Origin of the sequence: Pseudomonas qingdaonensis, from assembly GCF_018398475.1 — a bacterium.
In the GTDB taxonomy this organism is placed as follows: domain Bacteria; phylum Pseudomonadota; class Gammaproteobacteria; order Pseudomonadales; family Pseudomonadaceae; genus Aquipseudomonas; species Aquipseudomonas palmensis.
The window spans coordinates 1,484,933-1,502,617 of record NZ_CP074676.1 but is presented as its reverse complement, the minus strand read 5'-3'; the positions used below and the strand labels follow the sequence as shown (position 1 = coordinate 1,502,617).

At 59.6% G+C, this 17,685-nt stretch carries 18 protein-coding genes; 14 read left to right on the top strand and 4 right to left on the bottom strand.

Going from position 1 to position 17,685, the window contains the following annotated elements:
* Window positions 1-27: 27 nt before the first annotated feature.
* From KH389_RS27565 to KH389_RS07010, 3 genes are all read left to right on the top strand, one after another.
* Window positions 28-408, top strand: coding sequence for a DUF2946 family protein (locus KH389_RS27565; RefSeq protein ID WP_338053207.1), 381 nt, complete (start codon window positions 28-30; stop codon window positions 406-408).
* Window positions 409-514: 106 nt separating this feature from the next.
* Window positions 515-2,431: a TonB-dependent receptor gene (locus KH389_RS07015; RefSeq protein WP_213607119.1), complete on the top strand. Its 1,917-nt coding sequence runs from the start codon at window positions 515-517 to the stop codon at window positions 2,429-2,431.
* Between the two features lie 56 nt (window positions 2,432-2,487).
* Window positions 2,488-2,919: a copper uptake system-associated protein gene (locus tag KH389_RS07010; protein WP_213607118.1), complete on the top strand. Its 432-nt coding sequence runs from the start codon at window positions 2,488-2,490 to the stop codon at window positions 2,917-2,919.
* Between the two features lie 28 nt (window positions 2,920-2,947).
* Here KH389_RS07010 and KH389_RS07005 read toward each other — a convergent pair whose 3' ends face one another.
* From KH389_RS07005 to KH389_RS06995, 3 genes are all read right to left on the bottom strand, one after another.
* Window positions 2,948-3,523, bottom strand: a complete 576-nt coding sequence (locus KH389_RS07005; protein WP_213607117.1) for a putative natural product biosynthesis protein — start codon at window positions 3,521-3,523, stop codon at window positions 2,948-2,950.
* 76 nt (window positions 3,524-3,599) lie between these two features.
* The gene (locus KH389_RS07000; RefSeq protein WP_244988693.1) at window positions 3,600-3,989 is read right to left on the bottom strand and encodes a DUF2946 family protein; all 390 of its coding nucleotides are present in this window, start codon (window positions 3,987-3,989) and stop codon (window positions 3,600-3,602) included.
* Window positions 3,990-4,163: 174 nt separating this feature from the next.
* Window positions 4,164-4,544, bottom strand: a complete 381-nt coding sequence (locus KH389_RS06995) for a DUF2946 domain-containing protein (RefSeq protein WP_213607116.1) — start codon at window positions 4,542-4,544, stop codon at window positions 4,164-4,166.
* A 147-nt stretch (window positions 4,545-4,691) separates the two neighbouring features.
* Here KH389_RS06995 and KH389_RS06990 point away from each other — a divergent pair, with 147 nt between their 5' ends.
* Both KH389_RS06990 and KH389_RS06985 read left to right on the top strand, forming a co-directional pair.
* Window positions 4,692-5,093 carry a DUF2946 family protein gene (locus KH389_RS06990; protein ID WP_213607115.1) on the top strand — a complete coding sequence of 134 codons (402 nt, stop codon included), beginning with the start codon at window positions 4,692-4,694 and terminating at the stop codon, window positions 5,091-5,093.
* Between the two features lie 75 nt (window positions 5,094-5,168).
* On the top strand, window positions 5,169-7,229 hold the full coding sequence (locus tag KH389_RS06985; RefSeq protein ID WP_213607114.1) for a TonB-dependent receptor: 2,061 nt from the start codon (window positions 5,169-5,171) through the stop codon (window positions 7,227-7,229).
* 193 nt (window positions 7,230-7,422) lie between these two features.
* Here the strand turns inward: KH389_RS06985 and KH389_RS06980 are convergent, their stop codons facing one another.
* Entirely contained in the window at window positions 7,423-9,474 is a 2,052-nt protein-coding gene (locus tag KH389_RS06980; RefSeq protein WP_213607113.1) for a TonB-dependent receptor, read from the bottom strand.
* Between KH389_RS06980 and KH389_RS06975 the strand changes: the two genes are divergently transcribed.
* The 9 genes from KH389_RS06975 (at window position 9,473) to KH389_RS06935 (ending at window position 17,674) form a co-directional block, all read left to right on the top strand.
* Entirely contained in the window at window positions 9,473-9,748 is a 276-nt protein-coding gene (locus KH389_RS06975) for a hypothetical protein (protein ID WP_213607112.1), read from the top strand. The two genes, KH389_RS06980 and KH389_RS06975, sit on opposite strands and share 2 nt — an antisense overlap.
* A 676-nt stretch (window positions 9,749-10,424) precedes the next feature.
* Window positions 10,425-11,120 (top strand): methyl-accepting chemotaxis protein, encoded by a 696-nt coding sequence (locus KH389_RS06970; protein WP_213607111.1) that lies wholly within the window; start codon window positions 10,425-10,427, stop codon window positions 11,118-11,120.
* A 10-nt stretch (window positions 11,121-11,130) separates the two neighbouring features.
* Window positions 11,131-11,889 (top strand): TIGR03759 family integrating conjugative element protein, encoded by a 759-nt coding sequence (locus KH389_RS06965; RefSeq protein WP_213607110.1) that lies wholly within the window; start codon window positions 11,131-11,133, stop codon window positions 11,887-11,889.
* The gene (locus KH389_RS06960) at window positions 11,874-12,434 is read left to right on the top strand and encodes a lysozyme family protein (protein WP_103470025.1); all 561 of its coding nucleotides are present in this window, start codon (window positions 11,874-11,876) and stop codon (window positions 12,432-12,434) included. The genes KH389_RS06965 and KH389_RS06960 overlap by 16 nt, the downstream gene beginning before the upstream one ends.
* Complete coding sequence (locus KH389_RS06955) at window positions 12,431-12,961, top strand: integrating conjugative element protein (RefSeq protein ID WP_244988692.1); 531 nt, start codon at window positions 12,431-12,433, stop codon at window positions 12,959-12,961. Before KH389_RS06960 ends, KH389_RS06955 begins: the two co-directional genes overlap by 4 nt.
* Window positions 12,962-12,993: 32 nt before the next feature.
* Complete coding sequence (locus KH389_RS06950) at window positions 12,994-13,215, top strand: hypothetical protein (RefSeq protein ID WP_213607109.1); 222 nt, start codon at window positions 12,994-12,996, stop codon at window positions 13,213-13,215.
* 1 nt (window position 13,216) lies between these two features.
* Entirely contained in the window at window positions 13,217-15,433 is a 2,217-nt protein-coding gene (gene traD, locus KH389_RS06945) for a type IV conjugative transfer system coupling protein TraD (protein WP_213607108.1), read from the top strand.
* A 10-nt stretch (window positions 15,434-15,443) separates the two neighbouring features.
* Window positions 15,444-16,193 carry a TIGR03747 family integrating conjugative element membrane protein gene (locus KH389_RS06940; protein ID WP_213607107.1) on the top strand — a complete coding sequence of 250 codons (750 nt, stop codon included), beginning with the start codon at window positions 15,444-15,446 and terminating at the stop codon, window positions 16,191-16,193.
* Between the two features lie 11 nt (window positions 16,194-16,204).
* Window positions 16,205-17,674 (top strand): UvrD-helicase domain-containing protein, encoded by a 1,470-nt coding sequence (locus KH389_RS06935; RefSeq protein WP_213607106.1) that lies wholly within the window; start codon window positions 16,205-16,207, stop codon window positions 17,672-17,674.
* Window positions 17,675-17,685: the final 11 nt, after the last annotated feature.

Genomic DNA, 17,685 nt, shown 5'->3' with positions numbered 1-17,685 from the left:
TTCCAAAGCGGTCATCGAGCAAAGGATATGCACCGATCAGCAGCGCGTCGCCGCTCACTCACCTGGCTCCTTTACGCCAGCTTTTTTTTCGCCGTGCTGCACTGTGGTTTGGGGCAAGGTCAAGCGATCGGTCTGACGCTCAATGGATTAGGCGGCGCATTCTGCGGCCACATAGGCGCGGTTCCCCGCTCAATCAGCTTCGAGCAATGGCTTGGCGATGGCTTGGCAGTCGGCGCTACGCTCGACTGTCCGCTATGCAGCCATACCGGTCTTGCTTTCACGTCTCTGCAGTTCAGCCTGCCTTTTGCCGATCCTGCCGTTCAAACACTCCTGCCCATCGCGCCCGCGACTTGGCCACGCCGATTCTGGCCACCTGCCAATCCTCGCGCCTCACCTGCTCTGACCTGATTCAGTTCCATTGCCGTCCCGCGCCCTGGTTTTAAGCACATAGGGATGCCGCCATGTGCGCGACGCTGGCCTACCTTGATTCACAGCATCAGGAAATTTCCAGAGAATGAAGAAGAAAACCCTCTGCTGCGCCGCCGCACTTGCACTGTCCAGCGGCGCCACGCTGGCCGAAACCAACTCGGTTGAACTTGCCGAAACGCCCGTTGTGGGCACTTCGGTCATCGACCAGAACAGCGTCGACAGCTTCGGCAGCCTTACCACTGTGGTAGGCCAGGAGCAGATCCGTGACCTCAATGCCCTCGACTTGTCCTCCGCCCTTCGCCGCACTCCAGGGGTGGTGGTATCGCGATTCAATCCGGTGGGGTCGTTCGGCGGGGCCGAAGGTGGCGCAGTCTACATTCGTGGCATGGGCGCCAGCCGCCCCGGCAGCGAGATCAAGACCTATATCGACGGCGTGCCGTTCTACATGGGGGTCTGGGGCCACCCCTTGCTGGACTTGCTACCGATTAATGGCATGCAGAGCATCAGTATCTACAAAGGACCGCAGCCGCAGAAATTCGGCAACACCTTCGCCGCCATCGACCTGACGCCTAAGGTCGCCGAGCAGGGCGACAACCATCACGGCGAAATGCAACTGACGGGTGGCAGCTTCCGCACCGCCACCGAACAAGCCACCCTGATAGGCCGCGAAGGCAATTTCGACTACCTACTGGCTCAAGGTGCAGCCCACTCCGATGGTGACCGCAAAGACGGCGACGGCCGCTTGAACAATGGCATGGCGCGCCTCGGCTATCGTCTGAACGACAACTGGAGCGCAGGACTGCTGGTGCTGCACGCCAACAACCAGGTATCCGATCCAGGCCAGAAAGGCTTGCCGGATACGAAGAACGGTGAGTTCAACACCCGTGGCACGCTGGCCTCGCTGTCCCTGGACCACGACCATGACTGGGGCAATGGCAGCCTCAAGGTCTACCACAATGAAGGACGCGGCGCAGCGCTGGACCAGACCGGTCTGGACGGCGACACCATCAGCGACTTCACCCTGCAAGGCATCCGTTGGGAAGAACAACTCCGCCCCTGGCAAGGCGGTGAGGTCGCCCTGGGCCTGGATATCGACGAAAGCAAGGGTGAGGTGCATTTCAAGCGTATCGCTCCGGCGCCACAAGCCAAGTTCGACGCGCCAACCCTGCGCGTTACGTCGCCGCATATCGCCGTCAGCCACGCCTTTGCACTGAACGACACCTGGACCCTGACCCCATCGGCCGGCGTGCGCACCTACGACCACAATGTCTTCGATAGCGCTACTGCACCTCATGCCGGGTTGCTGCTGTCCTCGAACAATGTCGAGTTCCGCGCCAATGCTTCACGTGGCATCAATTACCCCGGCCTTGAAGCCTCGGTGATGTCGAGCCTGATACCTGCCTTGGGCGAAACCTGGAAAGACCTGAAACCGGAAAAGGTCGACCACCAGGAATTGGGTGTACGCTTCAACCCTATCGACAGCGCCACCCTGGACCTCGCCGTATTCAAGGACAAACTGCAGGACCGCTACCTGTTCGCGTTCCCGCCGGCGGTGTCCCGCCCTTCGTACATCAACTTGGGCGATTACAGCGTGAAGGGTGCCGAAGCTACCTGGCAACAGCGCTGGACCAGCAACTGGAGCAGCTTCGTCGGCTTCACCTGGCTCGATCCGTCGCTCAAGACCCTGCCCTACGCCCCCCAGAAGTCATTGTCGCTGGGCACGACCTACGAGATCGGCCAATGGCGCCTCTCCGCCGATGCGCAGTACCAGAAGGACATGTATGTGCTGGCAGAGGAACGTACCGCAGGTGCCAGCAACTTCTCCAAGGTCGACAGCTTCACCGTGGTCAACATGCGCGTAGGTTACGCAGTACCGGCGCTGGGCAAGGTGGGCGAAGTGTTCGTCGCCGTAGAGAACTTGTTCGACCGCGACTATGCCTACCGCACCAACTACCCGATGCCCGGCACCTCGGCGCAACTGGGTGTGAAGATGGGCTTCTGAGCCCGAAAACGGACGCTGCCGGCTCACCGCCGGCAGCCTTGCAAAGGAACACATTGATGAAAGCACCGATCCTCGCACTGCTGCTGGCGTGCAGTCCCCTCTTGGCAATGGCGGATATCGCCAGTGAGCAACAGAGCATCCAGCAACTGATGCGGCACAGTTTCGAACGCCCGGATGCCCCGCTGGACGTGGGCCCGGTCACGGTCGAGGGCGATCATGCCGTCGCAGGCTGGCTGCAGGACAAGCGGGGTGGACGAGCCCTGTTGCGCAAGGGGCCACATGGATGGCGCGTGGTGTTATGCGCCGGCGACTCGCTGCTCAACCCGTCCACCCTGCGCAGTGCCGGGCTCAGTGACGCTGATGCCACTCAGTTGAGCCAGGCAGTGCGCAGCGCAGAAGCGACCCAGTCCGAAGAGAGGGTCAAACAATTCGCCCTATTCCAGGGCGTGGTCAAGGTCGATAAAGATCCCGGGCACGGCAACCATTGAGGCTTGCCCCGGCCCGGGCTCCGCGGGCCTAGCCAGGTACAGGCAACCAGCGACGAAAGTTCTCTAGTCCCTTGCCACTGAGCGGGCTCCAGGAAAACTCCCAGGAAGGGGGTGGCAGCCCGACGCCTTCTTCCATGGTGCATCCAGCCGGCTGCGCGCCGGCTTTCCATTCCACGACTACTCCGTCCATGGGTTGCCAAGCCAGTACCAGACCACGTGCCTGGGACATGTCACCCGCAACCCACAATGCAGCGGCCGCCGCCAGGAGCGCCTCTATGTGTTCGTCGGTCACCCGCGACCTGTAGGGCGAGCCCAACAGCCAGCGACAGACACTGATGTAATAGGTCCAATCCAGTGCCGGATGATGTCGGTAAGCCCAGGTCATGAAGCGACGGAACAGTTCCAGGCCTTCCGGGGGATCGAGCTTCAGCAGGCCAGGACAGACGTCGAACAACGTGTGCCAATACGGTAGAAGCCGTGCATCCAGGTGGACAAAACTGCGAGCGTTGCAAGGGTAGTCGGGAAACGGCAGGCGGGAATCGCTTCCGCGCGCAGGGCGAGCCTGAGTGTCGAACAGGGTCGACACGCTCATGGGACGAGACATCACGTACTCCATACGTCAGATAGCCTTCGGCAGGCCCCGGCCTGAATTGTGCCGGGTAGCCTGTTCTCATTTGCAGTCAGGCTGTCGCAGGAGGAGCACGCGGATTGAGCGAGGACCAACGTTCCCGAGGAACATAGGCATTGGCGAGCGACATCGCCGGCACCAGCGAAGATCCGGGCGGTATCGGCGTAATGATCAGCGCCGTTGGCAGCGGAGCCGGAGCCCCGTTAGAGCAACAGCAATGACCGGCATCGGACACCACCGGCTTGCCGGCATCATCCATGTCCAATACCACCGGCTGCATGCCACCGGATGAGCAGTAACTACCCGTCAGCAGTTGTGCCAGGCTGAACTCGCCCAGGGTGCTTGCCATGGGCAGCACCAACACCTTGAGCAGCATGGCCACCAGCGCAGCGACCCAGAGGTTGTCCCTGGATCGACTGTGCAGGCCGCAGCGCACGGTCACGTTTCTTCCGACGGAGCGCGTGCGGAGTTTAGATTCTTCATGACAAAGCTGATCCTCCGGCGACGATGAACGTCGCAGTGCCGGCCGAAGGCGTACCAGCAGGTACGCACAATCAACAGCACTGCATTCGACAAACGGGCACAGGCCCGCTTCAGCGCCTAGGCGCTGACTACATCAGAGAGGAGAAGCGCGGGGATTGGCCGATGGCCAGCAGTAGCGCGGTGGTGCCTGGCTGCGCACCTCGCGTTTGAAGGGCTTTGGATTGGCGCACGCCAGTAGCCAGGCGACGCCAACCAGAAACAGCAGCAGAAGCAGTATCGCTGAGCACATGGGGCAGGTGAAAGGATTGCTCCAATCGGCAGTGGTCAACCCACCGTCCTGTTTGATCTTTAGAACCGAGGTGTCGCTACCCAGGCTGCAGAAGCTGCCACCGATTCCATTGAGCGCAAAGCCCAGCGCCTGCCCGTGGCTGAGGCCACAGCAAAGCACATTGAACAGGACGCTGAAATACAGAATCCAGGCAATGAGGGGACGGTTGGAAGCAGGACGATCCATGGCCGGCGACTCTAGCATCCAAGCTCGGTTGTTTGAAGCCCAGCGGGACTGCATGAGCGCAAGGCTGCGACATAATGCCGCTCCATGGAACTTTTACAGGCCGCCTCGTATGCGGCTTAATGCGCAGCTTACTTCATGGGGCGGTCCATGCTGTCACGCGTTCGCACTCACCTCTGCTTGCTCGCTTGCTTCGCAGTGTTGTTCAACCTGCTGGTGATGCCGCTCGACCGTTCCCTGCGCGAACCACCTGTAGAGCAGTCGCTGATTCTCGGCAGCTTCTGCAGCCTGCACGGCGTGCAGAGCCTACCCAAGTCGCTATTGGCGCAACTCAAGCTCGATCAGTCCGAACTGGCGGATCATGCCGACAGCAAGCTGCAATCCGGTGATTGCTGCTGCGGTCACGCCGGGCAGGCACTGTTGGTCGGCGACTACTTCAAGCATCTTTATCCGCGTTTCTGGCCCGCTGAGCTGCTGGGCCATATCCCAATCTTGCCTCTGCCCCGTGAACAGTGGCCCAACCTGAATCCGCGCGCTTCCCCCTTGGCCTGAGCTGTCGACTTCTACCCGGTCCTGCGCACAACGCGCGTGATGACCGTGCCCGACTTTTTTGCCAGGAAGCTTTCCATGCCTGCGTTTCGTAGCACCGCACGTGCCGTACTGCCCGTGTTTGCCCTTACCTGTGTTTCCAGCCTGAGCCCACTGTCCCAAGCAGTAGCAGAAACGCTGTCCAGCGATAACTCGACCCTTACGCTAGGGGCGGTCACTGTCAGCGGCAACAGTACAGGCCCATTAGCCACCAGCAGCGTGTTGAGCTCGGTGGATATCCTTGGCGGTGACATCGTCGAGAAGATGCCCGTGGCCTACAGTTGGGAGCTGTTCCGCCGCGCGCCTGGCGTCATGCTGACCGAATTCAACCAGGGCACCACCTCAGGCAAGCTGTCATTCCGGGGTTTCAACGGTGAAGGCGAGGTCAACGCCGTCAAGCTGCTCATCGATGGCATTCCCAGCAACACCAACGACGGCAACATGCCCTTCATCGACTCGGTGTTCCCTATGGACATCGACAGCATCGAGGTCGTCCGCGGCACCAGCGACCCGCGTTACGGCCTGAACAACATCGCCGGCAACGTCAACATCAACACCCGCACGGGCGGCAACTACAACAAGGCCCGCCTGCGCTACGGCAGCTTCAACACCCGCGAGGTGCAACTGGCCAAGGGTATAGAGACCAGCAACTGGACGCAGAACTACTTCTTTGCCCGCCAACATGTCGACGGCTACCGCGATCACGCCGATACCGAGCGCTACAGTTTCGGCGGCAAATGGTTCTATAGCCCCGACGATGCGAGCTTCCGCCTAGGTCTGATTGCCCGTCACTACGAGTCGGAAGCTCAGGAGGCCGGCTACCTGACCGAGGACAACGCCCGCCACCACCCGCGGATGACCAACGTCTACAACGCCACGGACAAGGGAACGCGGCGGATGAACCAGGTCAGTGTGCATTTCGACACCGACCTATCGGACACCTTGTCGTGGTCGGCCAAAACGTACCTCAATACCTTCGACGACCGCCGCTGGACGCAGTACTGGCGCACCAGTTCCCAGCAAGAGCGCGATACCTACGAGGACCAGTACGGAGCCATCACCTCCCTGACCTGGCGACCACAGATAGACTGGCTGCATGCCTTCGCCTTGGAAGGCGGGAGCGACGTGCAGAAACAGGAGAACCGCAGCGAGCGTTATCGTACCCTGCAACGGGTACGTCAGGCGCAGACCCGCGACCAGGACTTCGACTTCAACACCGTCGGGGCCTACGTGCAGGCTGAAATCGAGCCGGTCGAATCGCTGAAAATCGTCCCGGCCTACCGTGTCGACAAGATCAGTGGCGATTTCACCAACAAGATGACCGGGCAGGACTATGACATCAATGACTACGGTCTGATCAAGCAGCCCAAGCTCAGCATTGTTTACTCGCCCTGGAAGTTCGCCAGTGTCTATGCCAACTGGGGCAGGACGTTCCAGGTGGGTACAGGTGCGGCATCCTACAAGGTCCCGCCACGCAAGGATGATCTGGATCCTTCGATCAACGAAGGCTGGGAAACCGGCGTCAAGTTCACCCCAGTCAGCTGGATGGATGGTCGAGTGGCGTACTGGCGGCAAGACGCAACAGGCGAGGTCAGTCGTCGCCTGAACGACCCGAGCGGAGAATCCGATAACGTCGGCGAAACTCGCCGCTGGGGCTACGACCTGCAGGTCAACCTACACCCGGACGAACGCACCGAAGTGTGGATGAGCTACTCCTGGCAGTACTCGAAAATCCTTGAGCCCAGCAGCGCGCTCCCGGACAGCAAGGGCAAGGAAATCGACCATGTGCCGCACCACCTGTGGAATACCGGCGTCAGCTACCAGGTAACCCCAGCGTTGCAACTGACGGCGTGGGCAAACGGACAAACCAACTACTATCTTGAGCGTGAGAATACTCAAGGTACCTATGGCGGCTATGTACTGATGAACCTGGGCGCGACCTACAAGCTCAGCGAGTCGATGAGCGTGGATCTGCAGTTGAAGAACCTGACCAACCGTTACTACGAGTATGTCTGGTATGACCCGGATGGAGCCGATGCCTCGCTGCACTCACCTGGCGATGGCCGTGCACTGTATGCCGGGCTGACCTTCGATTTCTGAAGGTCGTTTAGGACTGGCGATCTGGTGGAGAAAGAGGTGGCGGCCCCTCGTCATCTACGCCGGCTGGGCAGCCGCATCTTGAAATGATGGCGTCTTTGCCAGTCTCTGGGGGCTCTTTTCCAGAGAGCCAACGCACACATGGCGAGGGACTCATGGGAGCATTCACGCCAGTCGCGTGAATGCTCCTACCTTCTCAGAGCTTCATGTTAAGAGAGACAAAGGCCGAGCGACCGGGCGCCGGAGAGAACATCGGCTGGTCGTCACCACCCCAGAAGAAGTTGTCATACCAGACGTATTCGTACTCGCGATCCAGCAGGTTTTTCACCTGCAGGTCGACGCTGGTGGTGCTGGTCATGCGGTAACTGATGCTAGCGTCCATCAACACGAAACCACCGTACTTGCCCTGCTCGTTCAGCTCGTCAATGTAGTAGCTACCCTGCGCGCGGCCCTGCAGGCCGAACTTCCAGTCATCGTTATAGCGGTAGTCGACGCCGACGTTACTGATGTACCGCGGCGTAGAGAAGACCTCCTTGCCCGACAACGACTGGCCGGTCGCAGTGTAGGCCTTGACCACCTTGGCTTCCTGGATCGCATGGGAGGCCCAGACTGTCCACTGCTCGTTCAGTTGCGCAGTAATCTGCATGTCCACACCGCGACGACGGGTTTCGCCCAGGCCGACCGTGGTGCCCGTGCTCGGCATGTTTGCCACCTCGTCGGTGGCGTCCTGTTGCCATACAGCGACACGCGCTTGCGCGCCCTCGAACGGACGGAACTTCACCCCTACTTCCTTGCCGGTATTGATCGACGGGTCAAACGAAACCTGTCCCTGGGTCACATACGCTGGCGCGGTCGAGCCAGTGAGAATCTGGAAAGTCCGGCCCCAGTTGGCGTAGAGATCGATCTCGGGGGTGAGGCTATAGACCACGCTCAGCTTCGGCTGACGGATCCAGCCGTAGTCCTGCAGTGACGCCTTGACGCCATTTTGTAGCTCGGTGTTGCCGGAGAACTTGTCCACCCGCATGGCCGGGATAATCTTCAGCGACTCGATCGGCTGGATGACGGCCTGCACGTAACCACCGATGTTTCGGAGGGTGTACTGGTCATCGTTCTGCACCCGCGCCGGGGCGACATCAAAGTCGGTCGGAACGCTGTAGTTGTAGCGCAGGCGGCGGTAGCTGTTGTCCTGTTCCTCGTAGTTGATGCCGCCGTCGAGGGTAAGAAGGTCGTTGGCGCGCCAGGTCAGGTTGCTGAGGACACCAGTCTGCTGCTCGTCCCACTGGCGGCGCTGGCGAGGGGCGTTGCCTGACTGATAGTCGGTGAAGGTGATGGTACGGTCATCGTTGTAACTGTTGTAGTACAGCTTGCTGCTCAGGTTCAGGTCATCGTTGAGCTGCCAATCGGTGTGCAAGCTCAGGTGCTTCATATCGCGATCATCGCTATCGTTGGCGTTCTTCGCTGGCGACTGGGTGCGGCTGTCGCGCATCTGTTCGCGGGTAAGAAAGCCGGACTCCTCCGCCTGATGATGGTACAGCCGGGCGATCAGTCCGACCCGGAAATCCTGTTCGTCGTTGCTCACGAACCACTTGCCGCCGAGCGCGTACTTGTTGGACTCGCTGTGATCGCGGTAACCGTTGCTGTCCTGTTTGGCGAGGAAGTAGTTCTGGGCAATGTTGCCCTCCTCGTGACCGATCGCCAGCTGCACCTCCCTCGTGTCGAAGCTGCCATAGGTCAGGCGGCTATCGACATAGTTGCCGCCTTGTCGGGTCGCAAAGTTGATGTTTCCGCCAATGTTGTGCAAACCATAGCGGGGGTCGTTGGTACCCCGTACCACTTCGATGTAGTCAATTTCCAGCGGGAAGATCATGTCGATGAAACGCTGGTTGCCGCTGTTGACGTTGCTCGGCACGCCGTCGATCAGGGTCTTGATGCCATTGATATAGCCCTCGCCGTTAAATGCGCGGAACGTGGCCTTCCCCGACTCCGCTCCCTGGCCAGTTTCGGTCAGTTGAATACCTGGCATCTGCCCCAGTAGTTGCCAGCTATTCATCACGTTCTTGTCTTCCACCTGATCGCCGCCCATGACGTCGACTGATGTCAGTACATTTTCCGTGCTCAGTGCCACGCCTGCTTTTTGCGTAATGTTCACTTCACCTAGGGTGATGGTGGAGTTGCCAGTTTGGTCAGCAAAAATTTCAGGGGTGAACAATGCCGTAAATGCGGCAATGGAGGCCGACGTAAATCTCATGAAAGCTCCTGAACTCCGGGTCTTGGCCTGTTTGCCTATTGATATGTTATATCATATCAAATCAAGAAAGATAGGCTTCCGCGCGCTCATAGACGGCACCGATACGTTCGCCCTTTGGTCGCGCCTAGCAGATCAACCCAAAGGCCATTTAAGGGTTGCCGGCAGTCAATGCGGATTCGTACATTCCCAAACCATGGACTGCCTAACGTGGGGTGATGATATGGATGAAGAATCGCTACCGATGCTTAACCCGGAGCTCGAGGCTATCAATTGACCGGCAGACTTCTCCGGCCAGCAGCTGTTTATTCAGAACGCGGATTGGCAATACAAAGCGATGCTGAACTGGTCTCACTTTCGTGCCGACCTCTACGCCTTTGCATACAAAGGTGCCGCTGACGGCCTCGTGGAGCTATGACTAATCGTCGGGTACCGCTGGATAGCGGCATTTAGCCTTTGCTCTTTCTGTACCGCCACTCCCTGGAGCTGCAGTTAAAGCTGATGCTAAACAGTGCTCGCGTTCTGACTGGCAAAGAGCCCAAAAACTACGACAAGCATCAGTTGATACCTCTGTGGTCTGAATTGCGTCATCGTCTCAAGGAGATGGGCCCAGAGCAGCCAGACCCAACGTTAATGCTGTGCACCAGTTCATTCGCTAGTTGGACGCCGCTGACCCAGACTCGATGGCATTTCGGTATGCAACCAACAAGAGTGGTAAAGACCACCTACGTGAGGTACTCGACAGCGTGTTCCTTTGGCTAAACGGTACGTACAACTGGAAGGCGGTCGGAGAGCGAACCGGACTGCAAGAGTGGATTTTCAGTCGCGGCGCTCGACAGCAAAGGGTTGCCTTTCGGCATCGATCAAGAAATTCCACGCGGGCGGGCTAAGTATTTTCTGCTGAATCAGGATCATGGTTGCGCGAGGGTGTACTCGGCTTCGAGAGGACCCCCATGAAACTGCCGATCCGAAAACATCTGCCCCTTGCTGCGGGCCTGCTCATCCTGGGCGCCATCATTGCGTTCCAGCAGTACCAGCTGTCGACTCTGTCTCGCACCGTGAATGGCGCAGCAGAAAAAGTCTCGATCGATGCACTCCAGAACAGGGTGAGCGCGATCGACGATCGGCTCGACACTGTGTCCGGCAAACCCCTGGTCACGATGGAAGACTTCCGTATCAGCCAGCAAGCGCTCTCGAGCCGGATCGATGCTGTGCAGGCCACAGCAACGCAGGCCCACGAGGCTGCAGCTGAAGCCACTCGCTCATCCGCGACTGCGGGCGATCTCCTAGTACTGAAAGCCGACCTTGAGTCGCTCGACGGCAAACTGCAGAAAATGAGCAAGCCTCAGGCTCAGGCGACTGCACCAGCCCCCAAAGCCTCCTCCAAACCGAAGCCGAAGCCCGCACCGGTTAAAGCCCCACCAATCCCGCAAGATCCTCCGCCCTTTCAGATGGTCGGCCTCGAATACCGAGGCGGAGAGCGTTTCCTGTCTGTTGCCCCCACTGGTAGCACGCGGCTAAGCCAGATCTACCTGATTCGGCCTGGGGAAGTGGTCAGCGGCAGCAACTGGCGCCTCAGGGCTGTAGATGAACGGACCGCAACCTTCGACGCCGGCGGAACAACCCGAACCCTGAGCATCCAGCCATGAGTAAAGCACCATGAATCTACCGTTCGTTCGAGCCATCGCCTGCGCCTGCGCGTTTACCGCAATTGGCATTGAGGCCGCGCCGCTTCCTTCCGCCGCTGGAGGGGCCGCCTCCAGTGTTCAACAGCTCACCAGCGAAAGCACCCTGTCCCAGAACAAGCTCGATGATAGAGCCGCGCAGGAGTGGGGCCTGACCCCCAAGGAGTACGAACGATATCAAGAGGTAATGCAGGGGCCCCGGGGGGTGTATTCGCCAGGGCTTGACCCTCTCACCGCGCTGGGAATCGAGGCCCGATCAGAGAGCGAACGACGCCGGTTCGCCGAGCTGCAGGTCCAAGCAGAGCGCCAACGAGTCGATCGGGAGCTCGCCTACCAGCGAGCCTACGACGAGGCGTACCAGCGCATGTTCCCAGGCATCAAAGCCATTGAGATTTCGACCACCCCTTCGGGCCAGGCCGGATCCGGGAGCGGCCCAGCTCTGGAGGGCAACGGGCGCATGGCACTCTTCGTCAAAGACGACTGCCTACCCTGCATCGACCAGGTCAAACGGCTGCAGGCGTCACAGACGCCGTTTGATCTGTATTTCGTCGGCAGCCAGCAAGACGATGAAAGGATCCGCCGCTGGGCAATTCTCGCGGGTATTGACCCGTCCAGCGTTAAAAGCCGACTGATCACACTGAATCATGACCAGGGCCGCTGGGTTCGCCTCGGGCTCGGTGGCTCGCTGCCAGCCGCCGTTACACAGGTGAATGGATCATGGCGTCGTCAGTGAGCGGATGGCGGCTCTACGTTCTGTCGGTGGTTCTGCTCGCCGGCAACGCATGGGGTGTAGAGGATCCGCCAGCAGCTTACAAGGCGATCGGCATCAGACACGGGGTCCCGCCCGTTGTGCTCTATTCGGTGGCACTGCAGGAAAGCGGGACGCGATTGCGCGGGCAGCTTGTGCCGTGGCCCTGGACGTTGAATGTGGCCGGAACAGGCTACCGCTTCGCCACACGAGCAGACGCTTGCCAAGCTCTGATGATAGCGATTGTTAAGGCTGGACCCGCTCGAGTCGACGTGGGGCTGGGACAAACAAATATTCGCTACAACGGGCATCGCTACCGCTATCCCTGCGAAGGCCTGGATCCATACAAGAACCTGGCGGTGACCGCTCAGATCCTGGCTGAACAAAAGGCTAAGGGTGGAACCTGGATCGATGCTGCGGGCCGGTATCACCGCCCTGCCGGGGGGGCGCCGGCCGCGAAGTACCGTAGCTATTTCACGAAACATCTTAGCCGGGTCACCGGCATCAAATTCGAGGTAGTGACCCCATGACATATCCCCACGCCCGGCGATCACACGCCGTGCAGGCACTGGCCCTCGCGATCGTGAGCAGCCTGGCTCTGCCCTGCAATGCTGATCAGCAAGCGGTGCTCACCGTGGTGGAGGACCGTGGCGGCTCATCCGCACTGTCCTACTACCAAGACATTGATCCCGAGCCTACGCACACCACCCCAGTTGTGACTGGCGTCCGGGCGGGCGGGGCATTTCCGGTGTCGACTCCAGAACTGAGCCCCGGCCCAGTACAGGGACGAGTGATCAACGCAGCAGGTCTGCAGCCGATGTTCATCGTTGGGGATGATCCAACGTCGCAGGCCTGGCTCAAGCAGAAGCTGTCGGCACTTCAAGGCCTGCAGGCAGTAGGCCTTGCTGTGAATGTCAGCAACGCTGCACGACTGCAAGAGATCCGCCGCTGGGCACCTGGGTTGCAGGTGATGCCTGTACCTGCCAGCGATATTGCTGGTCGCCTGGGGCTGCAGCACTACCCGGTGCTGATCACAGCTACAACCCTTCAGCAGTGAGAACCGGTATGCGCCCAACACGACTATCGCCGGTGTTCACACTGATCATCAGCCATCCCCTACACCGGCCCGGCCGGGAGCAAATGATCGAGCAGGTTCGCCATGTGAGCGAGCTGTACGGTGCTCGCTTGACAGGAATCTCCGAGCTCAACGAACACGCATTCGCCCAGCGCCTGGCCGAACGGCTGACACCGGACCAGGTTGAGCAAGCGCGTGCGGAAGTCGACGCCATGACATTCACCGCGAGGACTTGAGATGGCGACCTACACCCTTGAATCTCTGCTCCGGCCGCCAGTAGAGCTTTTCACTACTGCGGTTTGCTATGTGGCAGCTTCGCTTTGCATTGGCGCGCCCTGGGCTTTTGCGCTGACCCCACTATTTGGAATTGTCGCCGCGCTGGGTTTTATCTACTTGGGCACCATTCGACTGCTGCAGGCGCGGAGGGTCCTAAGGTACCAGGCGAACCTCAGGCGACTTCCCCACTACACCATGACCAGCGCTGAAATGCCGATCAGCAACGAGCGCCTGTTCATCGGACGCGGGTTCCGGTGGACTCAGAAGCACACACAGCGCCTGGCCGACACCTACCTCCCTCAGTTCGCGGCATACGTGGAACCGACGAACCTTTATGAGCGGGCGCGCTGGCTGGAGGAACGCCTAGAGTTCGCCCCCTTCCCACTGAAACTGATCACAAAACTCACTGGTTGGGATTCCAACTGGAACCCCGCTCGACCTCTCCCACCGGTGGGTGGCCTGCCCCGATTGCACGGGATCGAACCAGATGAGCAGAATGTCAGTCTCCCTCTGGGTGAGCGCGTAGGTCACACACTGGTCCTGGGCACCACACGGGTGGGCAAGACTCGCCTGGCGGAAGTGTTCATCACCCAGGACATTCGCCGAACACATCGCCGCGGGCCGCGAGTCCGCATGGGGCGACGGAGCCAGGCCTCTCATCGATGGAGCCGGCGCCGGCGAGCAGAGGAACAGGCCGACCACGAGGTCGTGATCGTTTTCGATCCGAAGGGCGATGCCGACTTGCTCAAGCGCATGTACGTCGAGTGCAAGCGCGCCGGGCGCCTCGACGAGTTCTACGTGTTTCATCTGGGATGGCCGGATATCTCCGCTCGCTACAACGCCATCGGCCGCTTCGGCCGAATCAGTGAGGTGGCCACTCGCATCGCTGGTCAGCTCTCCGGCGAGGGTAACTCTGCAGCATTCCGGGAGTTCGCCTGGCGGTTCGTCAATATCATCGCCCAGTCACTTGTCGCGCTCGGCCGTCGCCCTGACTACGAGCAGATCCGCCGGCACGTCATCAATATCGACGAGCTGTTCATTGAGTACGCACAGAAGTACTTCGCTGAACATGATCCGAAGGCATGGCAAACCATCGTCGAACTTGAAGGCAAGATCGATCGCAAGAACCTGTCTTTCGCCATGAAAGACCGCCCGCTGCGCGTGGTGGCCATCGACATGTACCTGACCCAGAAGCGCATCAACGATTCGGTTATGGATGGCCTGCGCAGCGCTGTCCGCTACGACAAGACCTATTTCGACAAGATCGTCGCATCGTTGCTGCCACTCCTGGAGAAGCTCACCACTGGGCGTATCGCTGAACTGCTTGCCCCCGACTACCTGGACCTCGCCGATGAGCGTCCCATCTTCGACTGGATGCAAGTGATCCGAAAACGCGCCGTGGTCTATGTTGGCCTCGATGCACTATCCGACACCGAAGTCAGTGCGGCCGTGGGCAACTCGATGTTCAGTGACTTGGTCTCTGTTGCAGGCCACATTTACAAGCACGGCATCGACGACGGCCTGCCCGGACATATGGCTGGGGGCAAGGTACGCATCAACCTCCACGCTGACGAGTTCAACGAGCTCATCGGGGACGAATTCATCCCGATGGTCAATAAGGCCGGTGGTGCCGGCATCCAGGTCACCGCCTACACCCAGACGATGAGTGATATCGAAGCGAAGATCGGCTCGAAGGCGAAAGCCGGCCAGGTGATCGGTAACTTCAACAACCTATTCATGTTGCGTGTTCGGGAAACAGCGACCGCTGAGCTGCTGACCAACCAGCTACCAAAAGTGCAGATCTACAACAGCACGCCGGCGAGCAGCGCGAACGACTCGGTCAACGGCAAAACCGCGTTCACCTCAAGCTCGCACGACCAGGTGCAGCTGGCGAGTGTGCCGATGATTGAGCCAGCCCACGTGGTGGGACTGCCGAAGGGACAGGCCTTCGCGCTCATCGAAGGTGGGAATCTGTGGAAAATCCGCATGCCGCTCCCCGCGAACGACCCAGACGAGGTCATGCCCGGCAACCTGCAGGAGCTGGCCGCCGGCATGCGGCGATCGGCAGCGTCCTCGAACGATTGGTGGGAAGCCCCTGGCTATCAAGAGCTGAAATCAGCTTTGCCCGAAGACCTGGTTGAAGATTTCCGCCAGGTGGCCACCGATGATGCAGCTTGAGGTGTAGCCAATGGCAGATGACGTATCAAAGAAGGCCGAACAGCAGCAAGAGCGACAGGAATCGCTGTTCAGCAAGATCTTCTGGTTCCCGATTACCTTCATCGGCGTAATGTTCAGCTCGCTGTTCCTCGCCATCGTGGTCGACTGGGTATGCCTGTACTTCTTCTGGCCAGAGGCCGGGTGGCGGCACGGTCAGCAAATGCTGGTCAGCGAGGTCGGCTGGCTATCCAAGGGCCTGGTCCATAGCGCTGTCGTCCAAGAGCCCGGGCGCACCGCGACCTGGCTGGTCACTGAAGCTTACGACTGGCTGGTCGTGAAGACCGGGATGCTTAGCTGGGTCCAGGGCATGGAGTCGATCGCTCAAGCCGGTCCCCGCAACGAGCTGGACATGCGCTATTGGGCCGCGCAGAGCGTCACAACGGTACAGAACTATGCCCTGGCCGCCCTCTTCACCGTCCTGGTGTTTTGCGTCCGCCTGGTCGTGCTGCTGATGACGGTACCGCTTTTTGCCATGGCTGCACTCACAGGCCTTGTCGACGGTCTGGTGCGGCGAGACCTCCGTAAATTTGGTGCCGGCCGGGAGTCCAGCTACCTGTACCACAAGGCCCGGGCAACGATGATGCCGTTGGCCATTTTCCCCTGGACTTTCTACTTGGCGCTCCCGATCAGCATCAGCCCAATGCTGGTACTACTCCCCTGCGCTGCCTTACTCGGGGTGTCCGTGAGCATTACGGCCGCGAGCTTCAAGAAGTATTTGTGAGGAAGAGAACGATGCAATGGACACACGAGCAGTCGCCAATCATCCAGTCGGAGGCCCCGAAACTCCTTATCCAAGCCGGCGCTGGCAGTGGCAAGACCACAACGTTGGTGGGCTATGCGCAACACCACTCCCGCCTGCGGATTCTCTATCTCTGTTACAACAAGTCGGTCGAGATCGCCGCGCGTGGCCGATTTCCGCGCAACGTGGTGAACAAAACTGCGCACGGCCTGGCCTACGCCGTCTATGGCACACAGTTCAGCCATAAGCAGACCAACAACTTGCGACTGACCGATATCGCCCGAGCGCTTGATACGCAGGACTGGGAGCTGGTCAGGGACGTGCTAACCACCCTCAACAACTATATGGCCAGCGCCGACGACCTGATCGAGCGCTGCCACTTTCCACGGTTCGGTGACCGCCCGATGCTTACCTCCGCCCAGGAGCGCTACCTGAACCAGGCGCTGGTAGCAGCTATGAGCATCTGGAAGCGCATGACTGACCTGCAGGACACAGCGGTGCAGATCACGCATGACGGATACCTGAAGCTGTACCAGTTGAGCAAACCCGACCTGAGCCAGCGCTTCGACTGTGTCCTGCTCGATGAGGGACAGGACGTAAACCCCGTCATCGCTGACATTGTGCGCATTCAGCGTATTCGTAAGGTGGCAGTGGGTGATCGTCACCAGCAGATCTATCGCTTTCGAGGGGCGGCAGACGCTCTAAATGCCAGCTGGATGGCCGGGGCTGAGAAGCACTACCTGACCCAGAGTTTCAGATTTGGGCCTGCAGTCGCCCATGTCGCCAACATCATCCTGTCCTACAAGGGAGAAACCAGGAAGCTGCAGGGACTGGGCGAGAAGACATTGGTGAAGAAGGCGCTGCCGGTCGGGCTGCCGCACAGGACATACATTCATCGGACCGTTATCGGGGTGATTGAAAACGCACTGTGCCTGGTCACCGAGAAGCCCAAAATCTACTGGGTTGGCGGCATCGACAGCTATTCAGTACGCGACCTCGAGGACCTGTTCTATTTCAGTCGCCAACAGCGCGATCTGGTCCAGAACAAAAAGCTGCTCCGTGACTACCGAGACTATGGCCAGTACGTGGAAATCGCCGAGGTTAGCCAGGACAGCGAGATGATCCGATCGATCAAGATCATCAACATGTATCCGGATCTGCCTCAGCGAATCTTGGCCCTGCGCTCATGCACCGTGGACCAAGAGCTAGATGCAACTATCACCCTCACCTCTGCCCACAAGTCGAAAGGCCTGGAGTGGGATTTCGTCGGGCTCTTCGACGACTTCACGTCGGACCCGCTCTCACCTGATATCGATCCAGGTCGACGAGATGATGAATTGAACCTTCTGTACGTGGCCGTCACCCGGGCGATGAAGATCCTCGCCATCAACAGTCTGGTGCTGTCCATCATGGAACGCTACGTGGACGCTCTCGCCCCAGGAGCGCGTCAAGCGCGCGGCTGATTAAAAAAAGG